This window comes from Haloarcula litorea (genome assembly GCF_029338195.1).
Lineage (GTDB): Archaea > Halobacteriota > Halobacteria > Halobacteriales > Haloarculaceae > Haloarcula > Haloarcula litorea.
This window is the reverse complement of record NZ_CP119779.1, coordinates 545,291-558,964: the sequence shown is the minus strand read 5'-3', so window position 1 is coordinate 558,964 and position 13,674 is coordinate 545,291. Positions and strand designations below refer to the sequence as shown.

Genomic DNA, 13,674 nt, shown 5'->3' with positions numbered 1-13,674 from the left:
CAAACGCTTTCCGCCGCCGCCGCCCACCAGTCGGCTATGAGCGACGTGGACTTCGAGTCCGAGCAGTACGAGAAGTGCCGCGAGGCCGGCGAGATCCTCGCGGAGGTCCGCGACGAGGCCGCCGAGCGGGTCGAGGTCGGGGCCTCCCACCTCGAGGTCGCCGAGTGGGCCGAGGAGAAGATCCGCGAGCTGGGCGGCGAGCCCGCGTTCCCGGTCAACATCTCCATCGACGAGGAGGCCGCCCACGCGACGCCCGAACGGGACGACGACAGCACCTTCGGCGAGGAGATGGTCAACTTAGACATCGGGGTCCACGTCGACGGCTGGCTGGCCGACACCGCCGTCACCGTCGACCTCTCGGGCCACGACGACCTCGCCGCGGCCTCCGCCGAGGCGCTGGACGCCGCCCTGGATGTCGCGGGGCCGGGCGTCGACGTCGGCGAGATCGGCGCGGCCGTCGAGGAGGTCATCGACGGCTACGGCTACAACCCCGTCGTCAACCTCACCGGCCACGGGCTGGGCCACTGGGAGCAACACACCGCGCCGAACATCCCGAACCGCGAGGTCTCCCAGGGCGCGACGCTGGAACCCGGCGACGTGGTGGCGATCGAGCCGTTCGCCACCGACGGTCGGGGGAAAGTCCAGGAGGGGGCCGACGAGGAGATCTTCGCGCTCGAACGGGAGGGAACCGTCCGGGACCGAACCGCCCGGCAGGTCCTCGAACAGATCACCGAGGAGTTCAAGACGCTGCCCTTCGCCGCCCGCTGGCTCGACTCCCCGCGGTCGGGGATGGCGCTGCGCCGCCTGAAACAGCAGGACATCGTCCACGGCTACCCCGTCCTGAAAGAGGAGGACGGCGCGCTGGTCAGTCAGAAGGAACACACCGTCATCGTGACCGAGGACGGCGTCGAAGTGACGACGCGGTCGCGGTAGCGTCGGTCCGAGCGCGCGCCGCTGCGTGTCACCGTTCTCGTCGCTGAACCGCCCAGTCACTCTTCGGTCGTCACTCGAAAGGGGGTGTGGTGCCACGCGGCGTATTGAAGGAGTGTGGGGGTGGTGCCACGCGGCGTCGGAAGGGGGTGGAGATCTCGCAGGATGGCTTACGCGTTGTTCATGCGCGTCTCCGTCGTCGCGCCGCAGATCTGACACGTACTCACACGGTAGGGCTCCCGGGAGAACTCCCGGTTCTCGGCCTTCGTGCTCTCCGTGTTGATCCGGACGCTGACCTCGTGGGGCGTCTCCCGCTCGCAGGTCGAACACGCCTCTGACATACTGACACCGTCGTTCGTTGTAGCCATCCTACCTCGACCGTGGCCCGAGAACAGCATAAAAACCCCCAACCGTTCCGCTCGGTTTACACCGTTTATCGACCGAGGGCGGCGGGACGAACGCGAGAAGCGACGAGCGGTGAGGAGACCGTTTAACGACCGAACTCAGGCGCTCAAATCGCCGACTCGGAGGTGAACGGCCGACAGTTTCTTAAGGGCCCACAGCGCCGAAGTCGTTTAGGCCGCCCGACTCGGGGGTCGGGTATGGAGCAGGTGTTCGCGCCGTGGCGCATCGAGTGGGTCGAACGCGACGACGGGAACTCCGACGTCGACTGCGTCTTCTGTGCCTTCCGCGACGGCGACGCCGACCGCGAACACAACGTCGTCGCCCGGAGCGACCACGCGTTCGTCCTCCTGAACAACTACCCGTACAACCCCGGTCACGCGATGGTCATCCCCGACGAGCACACCGGCGACTACGGCGACCTCGATAGCGAGACCTTACTGGACCACGCCCGGCTGAAACAGCGGACCTTCGCCGCGCTGGAGGCGGCGATGGACCCCGACGGCTTCAACGCCGGGCTGAACCTCGGCGGGGCGGCGGCCGGCGGCTCCATCGACGACCACCTCCACACCCACGTCGTCCCGCGCTGGGAGGGGGACACGAACTTTATGCCGGTCGTCGGCGACACGAAGGTCATCGTCGAGGCCGTCGAAGACACCTACGACCGGCTGCACCAGGCGTTCGCCGCTCAGGACGGCACCACGCTCGACGACGAGGACGCCGCCGTCCGGGTCGGGGCCCCTCCGAAGGGGCTTTAGGCCCCCCAGCGTACACTCCCGGACAGATGTCGCGCCGCGGCACGCTCCGTCGGGTCGGCCTGCTCGTGCTCGGGGTGAACCTCGTGCTGGCAGTCCTGAAGGGGGCCGTCTGGTGGACGACCGGGAGCCTCGCTGTCCAGTCCGAGGCGGTCAACAGCGCCGCCGACACCGCCTACTCGCTGGTCGTCGTGGCCGGCCTCTACCTCACCACGCGGCCGCCGGACTTCGAGCACCCCCACGGCCACGAGCGCATCGAGCCGTTCGTCTCGCTGTTCGTCGCCGCGGGGATCTTCGTGGCCGGCGGGGCCGTGCTCTGGAACGCCGGGACCGCACTGCTGTCCGGGGACGTCGCGGTCACCCGGGGACCGACGGCGGCCGCCGTCCTCGTCCTCTCGGGGACGGTGAAGTACGGGCTCTACCGGTACGTCCGCCGCGTGGGCCGGGAGCGCAACTCCCCCGCGCTGATCGCGACGGCCGTCGACAACCGCAACGACATCCTCACCGCCGGCGCGGCGCTGGTCGGGGTCGCCGGCGCGTCGCTTGGGTTCCCGCTTGCCGACCCGCTGGCGGCGATGGTCGTGGCCGTCGGCATCCTCTACACCGGCGTCGAGGTGGTCCGGGACAACGTCGCCTACCTCGTCGGGGCCGCACCGCCCGCGGAGCTGCGCAGGGAGATCCTCCGCCGCGCGCTCGACCACCCGCAGGTCGAGGGCGCACACGACGTCATCGCCCACTACGTCGGCCCGGAGATCGACGTGAGCCTCCACATCGAGGTCGAGGGGGACCTGACGCTGCAGGAGGCCCACGACATCGAGACGGCGGTCATCGAGCGCATCCGGGACCTCCCCGAGGTCGACGACGTGTTCGTCCACGTCGACCCCAAAGAGATCGGGGAGTGGAAGGACGACGACGAGGTCGAGCGGCTGGCGGACTTAGAGTAGTCACTCGGGCCGCCGGTAGTCGAGGACGAACCGCTGGCTGGCGAGGGTCGCCCCGTTGATCGCCTCCAGCGCGTCGTCGTTCGCGACGTCCGTCGGGAGGTCGAGCGTCGTCTCCAGCGCGTACACCTGGAACCGGTAGCTCTGGGTCGTGTCCGCCGGCGGACAGGGGGCCGCGTACCCGTGCTCGCCGTCGGGTGCCACCCCCTGCCGTGCGCCGTCGAGCGCGTCGAGGACCGCCACGCGCGGCAGGCCGGCCGGGATCTCGGCGCGGTCGGCCGGCACGTTCCACAGCGTCCACAGCACGGGCTCGATGATGGCGTCGCGGTTCGACTCCGCGACGACGGCCAGCGCCGCGGTCGGGTCCGGGGCGCGCTCGACGGCGAACGCCGGGGACGCTCCGGCACCGTCACAGGTGTGACGAGCCGGCAGACGCCCGTCCTCGCCCGGGCCGGCGACCGTCAGCGGCTGGCTCTCGCCGCCGGTGACACAGCCGGCGGTCGCACCGAGGGCGGTCCCCACCGTCGCCAGCAGGCGTCGGCGTCGCATACCGGCGGCTCGGCGCTGTCGACACTTGCGGGCTTCGATGCCGGCCGATCAGTCCGCCAGCCGCGCCCGCTCGACGGGTTCGCCGAACGCGTAGACGGTGTTGTGGCCGGTGATCTCGACGTCGACGAAGTCGCCGACTTCGAGGCCGCGCTCCTCGGCGTCGGCGATCACGACCTGCCGGTAGGCCTCGTCGTAGCCCACCAGCGACTCGTCGGTGCCGTCCTCGACGAGCAGCACCTCGGACTCGCGGCCGATCATCGACTCGTAGGCCTCGCCCGTCACCGCCATCTTCAGCTCCGTCATCGCCTTCGAGCGGTCCTTCTTCGTCTGCCCGCCCAGCCCCTTCATCTCGGCGGCGTCGGTGCCGGGCCGCTTCGAGAACCGCGTGACGTTGATCTTCTCGGGGCGGGTCTCCCGCAGCAGCGCCATCGAGGCCTCGTGGTCGGCCTCGGTCTCGGTCGGGAACCCGACGATGAAGTCCGTCGACAGCGTCCAGTAGTCCAGCGCCTCGTCGAAGGCCGCGACCACCTCGCGGTACTCCGCGACGGCGTGCTGGCGGCGCATGTCCGCGAGCACGTCGTCGGAGCCCGATTGGACCGGCGCGTGGATGAAGTCGTACAGCTCCTCGTGCTCGGCGAAGACCCGCGCCAGCTCCTCGCGGACGCCGTGCAGGCCCTTCGGGTTCGCCATCCCGACGCGGACCCGGAACTCGCCGTCGATCTCCGAGCAGATGCGGTCCAGTAGCTCGGGCAGCAGGCTCTCGCCGCGATTGCGGTCCCAGCCGTAGACGCCGGTGTCCTGGCCGGTGATGCGTATCTCCTTCGCACCCGCGTGGACCAGCGCCCGGGCCTTCTCGACGTTCTCCGCGACCGAGGGGGAGTCGATGCGGCCGGTCGCCTGCTTCGTGATGCAGTACGAGCAGTCGGACATACAGCCCCTGGCGATGGGGAGGATGCCGACGACGCCGTTCAGGACGGTCTCGGTGTCCGGCGTCACGGTCGGGCACTCGCCGTTGAGGACGTGCTGTGGCACGTCGTCCCAGTGGAGGATCTCGGCGTCGACGTCGGCGTCCCGGAACTCCTCGCCCTGGGCCAGCGCCATACAGCCCGTGACGACGAGGTCGGCCGGCGTCTCCTCGTCTAACTCTTTGGCCCGCTGGAGCATGTTGCGCTCGGTCTTCTCCAGCACCGTGCAGGTGTTGAGGATGGCCACGTCCGCCGATTCGGGGCCGTCGGCGGGGTGGTGGCCCCCCTCCCGGAGCGCCTGCTCGATCTGCTGGGTCTCACCCCTGTTGGAGGTGCACCCGTACGTCTCGATGTGGTAGCGGGCCATTCGTCTAGCCCTACTCCGGCGTCGGCAAAAGCGCGACGGATTCGCTCCGTTCGGGGGGTAGTACTATTATTGCGTGTCCACAAGCTGAAACTATGCGGGCCGCACACCTGCGGTGTATGCTGACGACGCCGAGCGACACCGGCGGAGGTGGGGCCGGGGGCCTCGGTCGATCCGACGGCGACGGGACGCCGGTCGTCACTCCGGGAGAGCGGTGGCTCCGGACGGACGGTTCGGGCGGGCCGGTGGACCGCTATCGGCTCCTCTGTGAGCGGCTCGGTCGCCACGGTGTCCTCGCCCTCGACACCGACGGGACGGTGACCGACTGGAGCGCGGGCGCGGCCCGACTGCTCGACTACGACCGGGACCGAGCAGCCGGTCTCCCCCTGTCGGCCCTCTACCCGGAGGACGCGGCCGACGACCACTCCGAGCGTCTGCTGTCGCGGGCCGACGCCGACGGCGAGGTGGTCGACGAGGGGTGGCTGGTGCGGGCGGACGGCTCGCGGTTCTGGGGGCGGACGGTCGTCGTCGCGCTCCGGGCGAACGGCACGCACCGGGGGTACGGTCTCGTGCTCACGGACCTCTCGGAGTCGCCGGACAAGCTCCGCGAGTACGGGACCGTCGCCGTCGATGGGCCGCTCCACCTCGTCGGCTTCGCCGAACCCGACGGCACCGTCGTCGAGATGAACAGGACGGCCCTCGAGTTCGCGGGCGTCGAGCGCGGCGAGGTGGTCGGCTCGCCCCTCTGGACGACGCCGTGGTGGGCCGACGACGACGAGGCGCGCGACCGGCTCCGGGACGCGTTCGAGACGGCCGCCGGCGGCGAGACGGTCCGGTACGAGGCCGAGGCGGTCGGTGCCGACGGCGAGGCGATCACCGTCGACCTCTCGCTGACGCCGGTCACCGACGACGCCGGGGCGGTGATCGGGGTCGTCCCGGAGGGCCGGGACGTGACCGAGCGCGAGCGCGTCGAGACGGCGCTCCGGGAGCGAAACCGGATGTTCTCGACGCTCGTGAGCAACCTCCCCGGGGTCGCCTACCGCTGTCAGAACGAGCGCGGCTGGCCGATGTCGTTCGTCAGCGACGGCTGTGCCGACCTGACGGGCTACGATCCGGCGGCGATCGAGTCCGGCGCGGTCTCGTGGGGCGAGGACGTCATCCACCCGGACGATCGGGAGGACGTGTGGGACGAGGTCCAGCGGGCGCTGGACGCCGACGAGCGGTTCACGCTCACCTACCGCATCCGCCGGGCGGACGGCGAGGAACGCTGGGTCTGGGAACAGGGGACCGGCGTCCGCGAGGACGGCGACCTGGTCGCAATCGAGGGGTTCATCACCGACGTGACCGATCGGCGGGAGCGCCAGCGCCGCCTCGAGGCGGTCTTCGACCAGACCTACCAGTTCACGGGGCTGCTCGACCCCGACGGCACTCTGCTGGAGGCCAACGAGACGGCCCTGACCTTCGGCGGTCTCGACCGCGACGACGTGGTGGGGCAACCGCTGTGGGAGACGCCCTGGCTCGACGGGCACCCGGAGAGCCGCCGGCAGGTCCGGGCGGCCGTCGAGCGGGCCGCCGACGGCGAGTTCGTCAGGCGGGAGCTGTCGGTCCGGGGCCGCGACCGCACCGCGACCATCGACTTCTCGCTGCGTCCCATCCCCGGCGAGGACGGCCACGTCGAACTGATCGTCGCCGAGGGGCGGGACATCACGGAACGCGTTCACCGCGAGTCGCAGCTGGCGACGCTCAACGAGGTCTCGCGGGAGCTGACGACGGCCGCCGACCGGGACGCCGTCTGCGAGGTGGCGGTCCGCGCGGCGCGCGAGACGCTGGGGCTCGAACTGACGGCCGTCGACCTGTACGACGCCGACCGCGGCCAGCTCGACCGCGCGGCCCGGACCGACGCGGCGACGGAACTGGTCGGCGACGGCTTCCTCCTCGACCCCGTCGACGGGGAGCCCTGGCGGGTGTTCGCCGAGCGCGACGCCGCGGTGGTCGAGGAGGCGACCCTCGGGACCGGCGAGTCGTCGGCGCGGGGCAGCGCCGTCCTGCTCCCGCTTGGGGAACACGGCGTGCTCGTGGCCGGCACGGCGACGACGGGCGAGTTCACCGACACGCAGGTCGACCTGGCGCGGGTCCTCTCGGCCCACGTCGAGACGGCGCTGGACCGCATCGAGCGCGAGCAGCGCCTCCAGGAGCGCACGGCGACCCTGGAACGGAAGAACGAGCGGCTGAACCGCCTCGACCGCATCAACGCCGTGATGCGCGACATCACGACCGCGTTCGTGGGCGCGGACTCCCGCGAGGACGTCCTCTCGGTCGTCTGCCGGAAACTGGCGGCGGCCGGTCCCTACACCTTCGCCTGGATCGGTCGACGGGACTCCGTCAGCCGCGAGATCCGCCCGGCGGCCGCCGCCGGCCGCGGGGACGGCTACCTCGACGCCGTCACGGCGACCGTCGACGACGACACGCCGGCCGCGCGGGCGCTCCGGGAGGGCCACAGAGTGGCCGTCGAGCCCGGTCGGAGCGGCCCGCCCTTCCCGGCCTGGGAGGAGGCGGCGATCGAGCGCGAGTTCCGGCGACTCGTCGCCGTCCCGCTGGGGTACGACGACGCGACCTACGGCGTCCTGACGGTGGCCACCGACGACGCCGACCACCTCGACGAGGACGAGCAGGCGATGCTGGGCGAACTCGCCGAGACGGCCGGCTACGCCATCACCGCCGTCGAGCGGAAGGCGGCGCTGATGAGCGAGCGGAGCGTCGAGCTGAAGTTCACCGTCGGGGTCCCGGACTCGCCGCTGTTCCGCTGTGCCGAGGCCGTCGGCGGCCGCGTCGAACTCGCTGGCGTCCTCGCCGGGGAGGAGGGTCCCACGCGCGTCTTCGCCACCGTCCGAGACGCCGACCCCGAGCGCGTCCGGTCGTGCCTGGCGGACGAGGCCGCGGTCGGGTCGGTCCGCCACGTCGCCGGCGACGCGACCGAGAGCCTCTTCGAGTGGACGGTCGTCGGCGACGCGCTCGTCGACCGGGTGTTCGACCACGGCGGGGCGGTTCAGGACGTCCGTGCGGACGGCGACGAGGGCCAGGTCGTCGTGGAACTCCCGGGCGACCGGAGCGTCCGGGAGTTCGTCGAGCTGTTCGAGCGGCGGTACCCGAGCGCTCGCCTCGACGCACAGCGGGAGCGCGACCGGCCCGTCAGAACCGTCCAGCAGCTCCGCGCGGACCTGCTGGACCGGCTCACCGACCGCCAGCTGGAGGCCGTCGAGACGGCCTACCACAGCGGGTTCTTCGAGTGGCCACGCGACAGCACCGGCGAGGAGGTGGCCGAGGCGCTCGACGTCTCCCAGCCGACGTTCAACAGGCACCTCCGCGCGAGCCAGCGGAAACTGTTCGAACTGCTCCTCGAGGACCGGCAGTGAGTGGCGGTCGTCCCGCCCCGACCGGGGTCGGAGCGGGACAGCAGTCGCGGCGGTTTAATGTATAGTGTGGTCGGCGAGACGCCCGCTACGGACGTAGCCGCGGCCACTTACCCGTCCCGGACCGTACGGACCGGCACCACGAGGCGACTCCGCTCTCGGCCCACGCACGACGATGCCCGGCGACACACCGGACGACGCAGCCGTCCACGAGCGGTGGTGCGATCACTGTGGCAGTCGCATCGACCCCCGGTCCTGGCACCCGGTCGCCGCACCATCGGCTGAGCGGTACCGCGTCCACCACTTCTGCAGCGAGTCGTGTCGGGAGCGCTGGTACGACGGACGCGAGTGACTCCGTCGCGTTCGATCTAAGTGTATAGTGTGTCGAACGGACCGGCCCGTAGGTTTGTAGTGAACGCCGCTATGCCGCTCCGGCGTGTGCGTTCGGGTGATGACCCCCGGCGACTCCCGACACCGCGCAGAGCGACGGATCGACGACCTCTCCGAGACGACCAGGATCGTCGAGACCACCGTCGAGGCGGTCGCCGCCGCGACCGACAGGCGACCGACGGCGGTGACAGAACCGCTGTACGACGCGGTCGACCCGGAGGCGACCTCGCGGCTCCTCGCCCCGGCGACCCGGTGTGCGGTGGAGTTCTCGTTCGACGGCTGTCGCGTCCGTATCGAGGCAGACGGCACCGTCACGGCACAGCCCGCCCGAACCACGTCCCGCGGCGGCAACGCGACCGACACGCCGACCTGATGAGCGACGACCTCGAACGACCTACCGACGCCGAGACGCCGGTCGACGACCGCTACGCGGCACTGCGGGTCGACGAGGAGCTGCTCATCTACGACCCCGACGACGCGGACGCGTGGCTCCAGTCCTCGGTGGCGGTCGAGCTACGCCCCTGACCCGCGTTCCGCGCGCCACTCGCTGACGATGACGTCGCCGCTGGAGGCCCCGATGCGTTCGGCCCCGGCCGCGAACATCGCCTCGGCGGTCGCCCAGGACCCGACGCCGCCGCTGGCTTTCACCGGCCGGTACTGACTGAGCAGTTCCACGTCGGCCACCGTCGCACCGCCCTCGGAGAAGCCGGTCGCCGTCTTGAGGTACGCCGCGTCGGCGTCGGCCACGATGCCGCCGATCCGGTGGAGTTCCGCGTCGGTCAACAGCGGGGCCTCGACGATCACCTTCACCGGGACGGGGACGGCCGCGACCACCTCCGACAGGTGGTCCCGCAGCGCCTCGTCCTCGCCGGCCTTGAGCAGGCCGACGTTGCTGACGAGGTCGAGTTCGTCCGCGCCGGCGTCCCACGCCCGCTTCGCCGCCGAACAGACGGCCGCGGTGTCGCCCTGCCCGTGGGGGAAGTCGATGACCGTCGCGAGCGGCACGTCGGCGTAGTCGTCGGCCAGCGAGACGTAACAGGGGGGAATACAGGCCCGCATCCCGTGCTCGACGGCGGCGTCGAGGCAGGCACGCACGTCCTCGGGCGTCGTCGCCGGCCCCAGAACCGTGTGCTCGATCCGGTCGGGAACGTCGTCCATACCTCCCCATCGGCCGGTGTCCACCTAAATCCCGCCGCCGTGCCGGAAGCTTTTCGGCTCCCGGCGTCACCGGGAGTGATATGGTGTTGCCTTCCGGGTTCGCGCTGCCGCCCGTCCCCTACGTCGTGGGGCTGGTCGCCGGGACGGTTCTGGTGACGGCGCTGCTCGTGGCGCTGGAACCGCCGGTCGACCAGCGGGTGGTGGTCGCGCTCGCGCCGTGGATGGCCATCGGCGGCGCGCTCCACGCCTTCCACCAGCCGCCCATCGAACTGTACGACGCCACGCTCGCGCCCCTGTTCGGAGCCCCGGCGGTGTACTTCACCACCTACGTCGTGCTCGGGGCGACGTGGATCCTGCTCTCGTTCGTCGGCGTCCAGCGGGGCCACACGGAGACGATCACCCGGAACCTCGGCCTCGTCGGCCTCGGCGTCCTGACCGTGCTGATCGTCCTCGCCGCCATCTCCGCGCTCCGGTCGGGGCTACTCACCCTCGTCTGGTCCACCGTCGCCGTCGTCGCCGCCGCCGTCGTCACCGCCGTGATCGTCCTCGCGCTCGCCTTCTGGCGGACGCCGGTCGTCGTCCGGACCCGCTACGCCGCGCCCGTCGTCGTCTTCGCCCACGCGCTCGACGGCGTCTCGACGGCCATCGGGGCGGACATCGTCGGGATCAGCGAGCGATCGCCGGTCCCCCGCGCCATCATGGAGTTCGCCGGCACGCTCCCGACCGCGTCGCTGCTTGGCACCGGCTGGCTGTTCCTCGCGGTGAAGCTCGTCGTGGCCGCCCTCGTCGTGTTGCTGACCCACGAGTACGTCGAGGATGAACCGGCCGAAGCGAGCCTGCTGCTCGCGTTCGTCGCCGCCGTCGGACTCGGCCCGGCGGCCAACAACGTCGTCCTCTTTCTGTTCTCGTCGGTGTGACGGCGGGGCTTCCAAACCCTGATGGGTCCCGACGCCGAGGTGCCGGATATGTTGGCGCTCCCGCTCGGGCAGTGGGCCGTCGTCGTCCTCGCCTCGGGCGTCCTCGCGGCCGTGCTGATGAACATCCCGATGTACGTCCAGCCGGAGGGGTACCGGCCGGCCTACGTCGCCGCCGCCGGCGCGACCCGCCGCGACCCCGGTGAGGTGGGGCCCGCGGCGGCGGCCGTCGCACACCACGTCGCCGGCGTCGCCGCGGCGGTGCTGTACGGCGGCCTGACGTTCGCGCTCGCGGCCGTCCTCCCGACGCTCCTCCCGCTCAACGGCGTCCCCGCGGTCCCGCACCTCGTCGGCGTCCTCGCGGTGACGCTGTTCGTCTACGCCTTCTTCGAGCGGGTCGCCCTGCCGCGGGCGGGCGGGAGCTTCCGCGAGGACGCCGACCCGATCGTCCGCCAGTGGGCGCTGTCGGCGTTCATCTACGGCGTCACGCTCGCGCTGGTGGTCCCGGTGCTCGTGACACAGCTCTAGTCCGTCCGCGCGACGTTCCGGTACATCACGGCGTACAGTGTCAGCGCCGCCAGCGCACCGAACGGCAGCGCCATCACGGCCGGCGGCTCGGTCCCGCCGGGGCGCGGGGCGACCACCGCCAGCAGCCCGAGGCCGAACCCGGCGACGAGGGAGACGGCCGCCGGCCAGCGCATCCGCGGGTGCAGCGGCGAGTACTCGCGTGGCATACTCCCAACCTAGGGGTGCGCCCACCTCACTGTTCCGGCGAACCCCGGCGGTTTTACCGAGCCCCGTCGAACCGCTCCGTATGGCGAAACAGCCGCACCTGCTGGTCGAACCGGGCGACCTCAACGACGTGGCGCTGCTGCCGGGCGACCCGGACCGGGTCGACCGCATCGCCGGCCACTGCGAGGCCAGCGAGACGGTCGCGGAGAACCGGGAGTACAAGGTCGTCAACGCCACGTACGAGGGTACCGACCTGACGCTGTGTTCGACCGGGATCGGCTGTCCGTCGGCCGCCATCGCGGTCGAGGAGCTGGCCGCCGTCGGCGTCGAGACGTTCGTCCGCGTCGGCACCACGGGGGCGCTCCAGGCGGGCATCGAGATCGGCGACATGGTCGTCGCCACGGGCGCGGCGAAAGACGAGGGGACGACGAAGCGCTACGAGGCCGAGACCGTCCCCGCGGTACCGGACTACGAGACGCTGTCGGCGCTGGTCGAGGCGGCCGAGGCGAACGAGGATCGCGCGGCCGCGGACGGGGCGAGCGGCGACGCCGCGAGCCGGGTCCACGTCGGCCCCGTCGCCAGCGACGACGCCTTCTACGCCGAGACCGACGAGTACGTCGCGGACTGGGAGTCGGCGGGCCTGCTGGCCGTCGAGATGGAGGCCGCCGCCATCTTCACGCTGGCCCGCCGGAAGGGGCTGGCCGCCGGCGCGATCTGTACGGTCGACGGCAACCTCGTCGAGGGCACCCAGAAGGGCGAGACCGACGACGAGGAACTCCCGGAGAAGGCGAAAGACAACGTCGACCGCGCCATCGCCATCTCGCTGGACGCGGCGACGCGGCTCTGACCGGGGCCGGGCTCGCCGATCTGGAAAACGTTATCCGCCGCGGCGGACAACGCTGGACCGATGACCGACGACGCGGCGCGCCGGGGTGACGCCGACGGCCGACTGGGGAGCCTGGCCGCCGTCGTCGGGTGGATCGGGGCCGGCGCGGTCGGGCTCGGTGCCGTCCTGCTGGTGGTCGACTCGGTGGTCGGGCTGCCGCTCGGTCGCCGGGTCTCACTGGGGCTGGGCCTCGCGCTCGGGGGCGGGCTCGGCGCGGTCCTCCACCTCTTCCGGACCGACGAGCGGGCCGCGACGGCCGACGAGACGATGACCGTCGCCTCCGAGTCGGCCCCCGCCTCGCCGGAGCCGGCCGACCTGTTCGAGGGCCACCCAGACCCCGTGGTGTTCTTCGTCGACGAGGGCCACGGCCCGGTCGTTCGCGCCGCCAACGACGCCGTCGAGGGCACCTTCGACGTGCCCGTCGACCAGCTGACCGGCGCACCGCTGTCGGAGGCGCTGGCGGCGACCGGCGCGGACGCGGCGGCGGCGACGGACGGCACCCTCGACACCGTCGTCACCTGTGAGACGGCGACGGGCACGACGGCGATGCGACTCCGGAGCGTCGGTACCGGGCCGACCGGCTACCTGCTGTTCACGCCAGTGGAGTGATCGGTGGTCAGATGGAGCTCCGGTCGATCTCCTCGAAGGCCGTCTCGATGTCCTCGAACGAGGCGAGCGCGTCGTCCATCTCGGATTTCAGGCGCTCGGCGCGCGCTTCGAGTTCCTCGATATCCTCGTGGTCGTCGAGCGTCTGTGGCGTCTTCTCGTCTTCCAGCAGCGCGAGCTTCGACGTGACCTCCAGGTACTCCGAGAGCCGGTCGTCGTAGCGGCTGGCGGCCAGTTGCTGATCGATGGCCGCCACGAGGTCCTCCTTCTCGACGGGCTTGCAGAGGTAGTCGTCGAACGGCATGTCGATGATGTCGAAGTCGGGGTCCACTGCGGTGATCATGATGACGCGAGTGTCGACCTCGCGCTCCCGGATCCGGTCGAGGACGTCGTCGCCGGAGACCGCCGGCATCCGCCGGTCCAGCAGGACGACGTCGACGTCGTCGTCGACCCGGTCGAGGGCCGCCTCACCGCCGTAGGCCGTCTCCGTCGTGTACTGATTGCGGAGGCGGAGCGCGTACACGTCGGCGACCTCCTCCTCGTCGTCGACGATGAGTACAGTCGCGTCCCCAGTGGACTCTGACACACAGGTTCCTTTCGCAGCCACATATAACTATTTTTCCTCTCCGTCGCCGGTCCGGGACGAGACGGAACGGAACTTTAAAGGCTGCA

At 71.3% G+C, this 13,674-nt stretch carries 17 protein-coding genes; 11 read left to right on the top strand and 6 right to left on the bottom strand.

The window, feature by feature from the left end; all coding sequences use genetic code 11:
• The first annotated feature begins 36 nt into the window (after positions 1 to 36).
• The gene (gene map, locus P0592_RS03025) at positions 37 to 933 is read left to right on the top strand and encodes a type II methionyl aminopeptidase (protein WP_276272791.1); all 897 of its coding nucleotides are present in this window, start codon (positions 37 to 39) and stop codon (positions 931 to 933) included.
• Positions 934 to 1,100: 167 nt separating this feature from the next.
• Here map and P0592_RS03020 read toward each other — a convergent pair whose 3' ends face one another.
• Positions 1,101 to 1,298, bottom strand: a complete 198-nt coding sequence (locus P0592_RS03020; RefSeq protein WP_276272790.1) for a DUF7835 family putative zinc beta-ribbon protein — start codon at positions 1,296 to 1,298, stop codon at positions 1,101 to 1,103.
• Between the two features lie 234 nt (positions 1,299 to 1,532).
• On the opposite strand from P0592_RS03020, the gene P0592_RS03015 reads away from it, so the two are divergent.
• Together P0592_RS03015 and P0592_RS03010 are read left to right on the top strand one after the other, a co-directional pair.
• Complete coding sequence (locus P0592_RS03015; RefSeq protein ID WP_276272789.1) at positions 1,533 to 2,090, top strand: HIT family protein; 558 nt, start codon at positions 1,533 to 1,535, stop codon at positions 2,088 to 2,090.
• A 26-nt stretch (positions 2,091 to 2,116) separates the two neighbouring features.
• Complete coding sequence (locus tag P0592_RS03010) at positions 2,117 to 3,031, top strand: cation diffusion facilitator family transporter (RefSeq protein WP_276272788.1); 915 nt, start codon at positions 2,117 to 2,119, stop codon at positions 3,029 to 3,031.
• Here P0592_RS03010 and P0592_RS03005 read toward each other — a convergent pair whose 3' ends face one another.
• Complete coding sequence (locus P0592_RS03005) at positions 3,032 to 3,577, bottom strand: YbhB/YbcL family Raf kinase inhibitor-like protein (RefSeq protein ID WP_276272787.1); 546 nt, start codon at positions 3,575 to 3,577, stop codon at positions 3,032 to 3,034.
• 48 nt (positions 3,578 to 3,625) lie between these two features.
• Positions 3,626 to 4,909: a tRNA (N(6)-L-threonylcarbamoyladenosine(37)-C(2))-methylthiotransferase gene (locus P0592_RS03000; RefSeq protein ID WP_276272786.1), complete on the bottom strand. Its 1,284-nt coding sequence runs from the start codon at positions 4,907 to 4,909 to the stop codon at positions 3,626 to 3,628.
• A gap of 92 nt (positions 4,910 to 5,001) precedes the next feature.
• Between P0592_RS03000 and P0592_RS02995 the strand changes: the two genes are divergently transcribed.
• From P0592_RS02995 to P0592_RS02980, 4 genes are all read left to right on the top strand, one after another.
• Positions 5,002 to 8,319 carry a PAS domain S-box protein gene (locus P0592_RS02995; protein WP_276272785.1) on the top strand — a complete coding sequence of 1,106 codons (3,318 nt, stop codon included), beginning with the start codon at positions 5,002 to 5,004 and terminating at the stop codon, positions 8,317 to 8,319.
• Between the two features lie 172 nt (positions 8,320 to 8,491).
• The gene (locus P0592_RS02990; protein WP_276272784.1) at positions 8,492 to 8,668 is read left to right on the top strand and encodes a DUF7576 family protein; all 177 of its coding nucleotides are present in this window, start codon (positions 8,492 to 8,494) and stop codon (positions 8,666 to 8,668) included.
• Between the two features lie 99 nt (positions 8,669 to 8,767).
• Positions 8,768 to 9,079, top strand: a complete 312-nt coding sequence (locus tag P0592_RS02985) for a HalOD1 output domain-containing protein (RefSeq protein ID WP_276272783.1) — start codon at positions 8,768 to 8,770, stop codon at positions 9,077 to 9,079.
• Positions 9,079 to 9,231 (top strand): DUF7331 family protein, encoded by a 153-nt coding sequence (locus P0592_RS02980; RefSeq protein ID WP_276272782.1) that lies wholly within the window; start codon positions 9,079 to 9,081, stop codon positions 9,229 to 9,231. Before P0592_RS02985 ends, P0592_RS02980 begins: the two co-directional genes overlap by 1 nt.
• Here the strand turns inward: P0592_RS02980 and deoC are convergent.
• On the bottom strand, positions 9,220 to 9,864 hold the full coding sequence (gene deoC, locus P0592_RS02975; RefSeq protein WP_276272781.1) for a deoxyribose-phosphate aldolase: 645 nt from the start codon (positions 9,862 to 9,864) through the stop codon (positions 9,220 to 9,222). The genes P0592_RS02980 and deoC overlap by 12 nt on opposite strands.
• 80 nt (positions 9,865 to 9,944) lie before the next feature.
• Here deoC and P0592_RS02970 point away from each other — a divergent pair, with 80 nt between their 5' ends.
• Together P0592_RS02970 and P0592_RS02965 are read left to right on the top strand one after the other, a co-directional pair.
• On the top strand, positions 9,945 to 10,781 hold the full coding sequence (locus P0592_RS02970; protein ID WP_276272780.1) for a DUF63 family protein: 837 nt from the start codon (positions 9,945 to 9,947) through the stop codon (positions 10,779 to 10,781).
• 48 nt (positions 10,782 to 10,829) lie between these two features.
• Positions 10,830 to 11,306 (top strand): hypothetical protein, encoded by a 477-nt coding sequence (locus P0592_RS02965; protein ID WP_276272779.1) that lies wholly within the window; start codon positions 10,830 to 10,832, stop codon positions 11,304 to 11,306.
• On the opposite strand, the gene P0592_RS02960 is transcribed toward P0592_RS02965, so the two are convergent.
• Entirely contained in the window at positions 11,303 to 11,512 is a 210-nt protein-coding gene (locus tag P0592_RS02960) for a hypothetical protein (RefSeq protein WP_276272778.1), read from the bottom strand. The genes P0592_RS02965 and P0592_RS02960 overlap by 4 nt on opposite strands.
• 80 nt (positions 11,513 to 11,592) lie before the next feature.
• Between P0592_RS02960 and P0592_RS02955 the strand changes: the two genes are divergently transcribed.
• Positions 11,593 to 12,357 carry a nucleoside phosphorylase gene (locus P0592_RS02955; RefSeq protein WP_276272777.1) on the top strand — a complete coding sequence of 255 codons (765 nt, stop codon included), beginning with the start codon at positions 11,593 to 11,595 and terminating at the stop codon, positions 12,355 to 12,357.
• Positions 12,358 to 12,417: 60 nt separating this feature from the next.
• Positions 12,418 to 13,005: a hypothetical protein gene (locus P0592_RS02950; RefSeq protein WP_276272776.1), complete on the top strand. Its 588-nt coding sequence runs from the start codon at positions 12,418 to 12,420 to the stop codon at positions 13,003 to 13,005.
• A 7-nt stretch (positions 13,006 to 13,012) separates the two neighbouring features.
• On the opposite strand, the gene P0592_RS02945 is transcribed toward P0592_RS02950, so the two are convergent.
• Positions 13,013 to 13,588 carry a response regulator transcription factor gene (locus P0592_RS02945; RefSeq protein WP_276272775.1) on the bottom strand — a complete coding sequence of 192 codons (576 nt, stop codon included), beginning with the start codon at positions 13,586 to 13,588 and terminating at the stop codon, positions 13,013 to 13,015.
• Between the last annotated feature and the right edge of the window lie 86 nt (positions 13,589 to 13,674).

Excerpts from the sequence above, each read along its gene's own strand:
- map (WP_276272791.1), top strand. The coding sequence starts at position 37 with ATGAGCGACGTGGACTTCGAGTCCGAGCAGTACGAGAAGTGCCGCGAG.
- P0592_RS03020 (WP_276272790.1), bottom strand. The coding sequence starts at position 1,298 with ATGGCTACAACGAACGACGGTGTCAGTATGTCAGAGGCGTGTTCGACC.
- P0592_RS03015 (WP_276272789.1), top strand. The coding sequence starts at position 1,533 with ATGGAGCAGGTGTTCGCGCCGTGGCGCATCGAGTGGGTCGAACGCGAC.
- P0592_RS03010 (WP_276272788.1), top strand. The coding sequence starts at position 2,117 with ATGTCGCGCCGCGGCACGCTCCGTCGGGTCGGCCTGCTCGTGCTCGGG.
- P0592_RS03005 (WP_276272787.1), bottom strand. The coding sequence starts at position 3,577 with ATGCGACGCCGACGCCTGCTGGCGACGGTGGGGACCGCCCTCGGTGCG.
- P0592_RS03000 (WP_276272786.1), bottom strand. The coding sequence starts at position 4,909 with ATGGCCCGCTACCACATCGAGACGTACGGGTGCACCTCCAACAGGGGT.
- P0592_RS02995 (WP_276272785.1), top strand. The coding sequence starts at position 5,002 with ATGCGGGCCGCACACCTGCGGTGTATGCTGACGACGCCGAGCGACACC.
- P0592_RS02990 (WP_276272784.1), top strand. The coding sequence starts at position 8,492 with ATGCCCGGCGACACACCGGACGACGCAGCCGTCCACGAGCGGTGGTGC.
- P0592_RS02985 (WP_276272783.1), top strand. The coding sequence starts at position 8,768 with ATGACCCCCGGCGACTCCCGACACCGCGCAGAGCGACGGATCGACGAC.
- P0592_RS02980 (WP_276272782.1), top strand. The coding sequence starts at position 9,079 with ATGAGCGACGACCTCGAACGACCTACCGACGCCGAGACGCCGGTCGAC.
- deoC (WP_276272781.1), bottom strand. The coding sequence starts at position 9,864 with ATGGACGACGTTCCCGACCGGATCGAGCACACGGTTCTGGGGCCGGCG.
- P0592_RS02970 (WP_276272780.1), top strand. The coding sequence starts at position 9,945 with ATGGTGTTGCCTTCCGGGTTCGCGCTGCCGCCCGTCCCCTACGTCGTG.
- P0592_RS02965 (WP_276272779.1), top strand. The coding sequence starts at position 10,830 with ATGTTGGCGCTCCCGCTCGGGCAGTGGGCCGTCGTCGTCCTCGCCTCG.
- P0592_RS02960 (WP_276272778.1), bottom strand. The coding sequence starts at position 11,512 with ATGCCACGCGAGTACTCGCCGCTGCACCCGCGGATGCGCTGGCCGGCG.
- P0592_RS02955 (WP_276272777.1), top strand. The coding sequence starts at position 11,593 with ATGGCGAAACAGCCGCACCTGCTGGTCGAACCGGGCGACCTCAACGAC.
- P0592_RS02950 (WP_276272776.1), top strand. The coding sequence starts at position 12,418 with ATGACCGACGACGCGGCGCGCCGGGGTGACGCCGACGGCCGACTGGGG.